Genomic DNA, 3,611 nt, shown 5'->3' with positions numbered 1-3,611 from the left:
CGCGGGCCGCTGGAGCTGCTCAAGGCCCGGCCGGCTGGTCCGGAGGGCCAGCGGGCCCAGGTGGACCGCGCGCGTGGAGCGGCGTGGCCGGGCGCTCCGACACGCTGGGCCGACGTGGAGCGGCGCGTGGAGTACGACGCCACGCTGGGCAACGTGGAGGGCATCGAGCGGTGCCTGGCCGCGGGCCTCACCGCCACCATGCTGGAGCAGTGCCGCCGCCGCTTCCTCGCGGGCAACACCGGCCGCGAGGGCCGCGCCGCCGTGCACCGGCTGTCCGGAGATGCCCTGGCGTCCGTGGGCCGGCTGGAGGAGGCGCTCGCCGCCTACGAGCTGGCGGTCCGCGCGGACCCGCTGGACCTGGAGGGGCTCAAGCGCTGGCGCTTCCTCCGGGCCCGGGTGCGGGGCTCGGCCGCCCCCCGGTAGGGGTGCCGGGTTCGCATCCAGCCGGGGGTCGTCTTGCGTATGGGAGCGCAGTCCCCGTTAACTCCTCCTCTCCCATGGCTTCCGAACCCGACGACAAGCTGCCGCCCCAGGGGCGCTTCAACCGCCTGCGCAAGCTGGCGGGCCTCTCCATGCACGTGGGCACGGAGGTGCTCAAGGCGGGCGCCAAACAGCTCTCCGGGAGCAGCCCCACGGACCTGCTCAGCCTGGGCACCGCGGAGAAGCTGGTGGCCACGCTGGGGGAGATGAAGGGCGCGGCCATGAAGCTGGGCCAGGCGCTCTCCATGGACCCGGACCTGCTCACGCCGGAGGTGCGGCAGATGCTGGCCCGGCTGCAGAACCAGGCCCCGGCCATGTCCTACGCGCAGGTGTCGCGCGTGATTCAGCAGGAGCTGGGCGCGCCGCCGGAGGCGCTGTTCCAGGAGTTCTCCCCGGAGGCGCTCGCCGCCGCGTCGCTGGGCCAGGTGCACCGCGCGGTGCTGCACGACGGCCGCAAGGTCGCGGTGAAGGTGCAGTACCCCGGCATCGACGCGTCCATGGGCCACGACATGGACAACCTGGGCCTCGTCGTGAAGACGGTGTCCAGGACGTCGCGGATGATGGACGGCACCGCGTACTTCCAGGAGTTCCGCGACGAGCTGATGCTGGAGCTGGACTACCGCCGCGAGGCGAAGCTGGCCCAGGGCTTCGCGAAGAGCGTGGCGCGGCTGCCGGACCTGTACGTGCCCCAGGTCATCGAGGAGCGCAGCGCCCACCGCGTGCTCACGCTGGAGCTCTTGGAGGGCCAGACGCTCAAGGACTGGGTGCTGACGTCGCCGGACAACGACGCGCGCTTCCGCGTCGCGGGCCAGCTCATCCGCGCCACCTACGGGCCGTTCCTGGACGCGGGCGAAATCCACGCGGACCCGCACCCCGGCAACTTCATGGTGATGCCGGACGGGCGCATGGGGCTGTTGGACTTCGGCTCCATCAAGCGCTTCACCCCGGGCTTCGTCGCGGCCAACCGCCGCATGTTCCAGCAGGCGCTGCGGCTGGAGACGCTGGACGTGCTGGGGCTGTGCCGCGAGGTGGGCTTCTCCGTGGAGCTGCCGGAGCCGGAGGCGGAGGTGCTCTTGCGCGAGGTGCTGCACATCGCCGGGCGGCCCATGCGCGGTTCTCCGTATGACTACGGCACCTGCGACATCAACCGCGACATGCGCAACCACTTCACGAAGAACGCCGCGCGCATGATGCGCATCCGGCCGCCCCCGGAGGCGATGATGTTCTTCCGCGCCACCGGCGGGCTGGCGCAGAACCTGCGGCTCGTGGGCGCCGCCGGCGACTTCCGCCAGGTGTTCCTGGAGGTCGGCGCGCTCGTGGGCGAGTGAGCCCCGAGCGGTGAGCGGGGCAGGGCGGCGCTACGTGCCCGCGGCGGCGCGCGGGCGCTTGTGCAGCCGCTCCAGCTTGCGCGCCAGGTCCGCGCCCTGCGTGCTCTTGGAGAGGTAGCCGTCCGCGCCCGCCGCCAGCGCCAGCGCGCGCAGCTTCGACTCGTCGGAGGCGGAGTAGAGGACGAAGCGCGTGTGCTCCGGGGCCTGCTGCCGCGCCAGCGCCAGCACCTTGTCTCCACTCAGCGCGGGGATGTTCACGTCCAGGAGCACCAGGTCCGGCGCCGTGGTGCGCACCAGGTTGGAGACCCCCAGGGACGAGCGGTGGGTGCGCACCTCGAAGTTGTACGAGGTCAACGAGCGCTCCGTCAGCGCCAGCTGGTCCGGGTCATCGTCCACGATGAGGACGCGAATCTTGAGCTCCGACATGGTGGCTCCCCCTGGAACCGACAGTTGGGTGCCCCGGCCGGCAAGATGCCGCCCCAAGGAAGACAGTGACCCGGGCACTTCCCGAGTATGACCCACCCCCCTCCCTGCTGGCCAGCATCCCTGGAATTTTCTGGAAACTTCCAATTGAAACCACACGCCTCACCCTGGCGGGTGGGCAGCCGGTCCGCGCCTCGAGGATCACCCCCGCCCGGGGGCATCCCGGGCGCACTCCTCGTCTGGGTTCACCGCGATGGAATGTCCGCTGCGTTTCTCCATGGGACGGGAGGGGCAGGGAGTCGTTTCGCCGCGAACGTCCGGATGGCATAGCGTGGATGTCCCTTCCCAGGGGGGTGATGACCAACGACGGGAAGACAAGGGTGTCATCGATGGAGCTGAACTCGACGGGCCGGGAGATCCGCGTGGCGCTGCTGGAGGATCAGCAGGTGTTCCGGGAGAGCCTGGTGGCCCTGCTCGAAGGCGCGGGGATGAAGGTGGTGGCCCGGTGCGCGGAGACGGGCACGTTCCTGTCCAACGTGCGCGCGGCCGCGCCCGACGTGGCCGTGGTGGACCTGCGGCTGGAGCACGTGGGCCGCGAGGGCACGGAGGATGGCTTGAGCGCGCTCAAGTACCTGCACGACTTCCATCCGCAGGTGCGCGCGCTGGTGCTGTCCGGCTACCAGGCGCCGGACATGGTGGAGCGCTGCTTCCAGGCGGGCGCGGCGGGCTACCTGTGCAAGCTGAACGTGGGGTGTGACGACGTGGTGCGCGCCGTGGAGCGCGTGGCCCGGGGCGAGCGGCTCTTGCCCGTGGACATGCTCCACGCCAACGCCATCCCCCTGGACAACCTCCACATGCCGGCCTCCGCGCTGTCGCGGCTCACCCTGCGCGAGCGCGAGGTGCTGGGCTACGTGGCGGCGGGCGCGGACAACCTGAAGATCGCCGCGCACCTGGGCATCACCGAGCGCACGGTGAAGGCGCACCTGACGAGCATCTACCGCAAGCTGGGGCCGGAGAACCGCGCCCAGCTCGCGGTGCTGGCGTGCGAGCTGGGCGTCACCCGCCCCGTGCTGGCCTGAGGCCTTGAGTCAGGGCGCCGCGCGCTCCTCCGCGCCGTCCCGGAGGCCGCCCAGGTGCTGGAGGAACCACTCCCCGGCGAGCTCCGCCACCTGCTCCAGCTCCGAGTCCTCCTGGAAGTGGTGCGTGGCACCCGGAATGATGTCCATGCGCTTGTCGGTGCGGAGCGCTTCGTAGGCCCGGCGGTTGATGTCCAGGCCCAGCGTGTCCGCGCCGCCCACCAGCAGCAGCGTGGGGGCCCGCACCTTGGGCAGCACCGCGCCCGCGAGGTCCGGGCGGCCGCCGCGCGACACGACGGCCTCC

Annotated in this window: 3 protein-coding genes and 2 pseudogenes; 3 read left to right on the top strand and 2 right to left on the bottom strand. The window is 71.6% G+C overall.

All coding sequences use genetic code 11. From position 1 onward, the window contains the following. Positions 1–423: pseudogene (locus ACLEQD_RS39220) on the top strand (serine/threonine protein kinase); the annotation flags it as partial. A 74-nt stretch (positions 424–497) separates the two neighbouring features. Then, positions 498–1,808, top strand: a complete 1,311-nt coding sequence (locus ACLEQD_RS39215) for an ABC1 kinase family protein (protein WP_410391003.1) — start codon at positions 498–500, stop codon at positions 1,806–1,808. Between the two features lie 30 nt (positions 1,809–1,838). On the opposite strand, the gene ACLEQD_RS39210 is transcribed toward ACLEQD_RS39215, so the two are convergent. Then, complete coding sequence (locus tag ACLEQD_RS39210; protein ID WP_171411897.1) at positions 1,839–2,234, bottom strand: response regulator; 396 nt, start codon at positions 2,232–2,234, stop codon at positions 1,839–1,841. A gap of 386 nt (positions 2,235–2,620) precedes the next feature. On the opposite strand from ACLEQD_RS39210, the gene ACLEQD_RS39205 reads away from it, so the two are divergent. Continuing rightward, positions 2,621–3,310 carry a response regulator transcription factor gene (locus tag ACLEQD_RS39205; protein WP_410391005.1) on the top strand — a complete coding sequence of 230 codons (690 nt, stop codon included), beginning with the start codon at positions 2,621–2,623 and terminating at the stop codon, positions 3,308–3,310. 9 nt (positions 3,311–3,319) lie between these two features. On the opposite strand, the pseudogene ACLEQD_RS39200 reads toward ACLEQD_RS39205, so the two are convergent. Further along, positions 3,320–3,611, bottom strand: a pseudogene (locus ACLEQD_RS39200) (dienelactone hydrolase); the annotation flags it as partial.

The organism is Corallococcus sp. 4LFB (genome assembly GCF_046520365.1).
GTDB lineage: Bacteria > Myxococcota > Myxococcia > Myxococcales > Myxococcaceae > Corallococcus > Corallococcus caeni.
The sequence above is the reverse complement of the archived record's forward strand: the minus strand, read 5'-3'. Positions and strand labels throughout refer to the sequence as shown.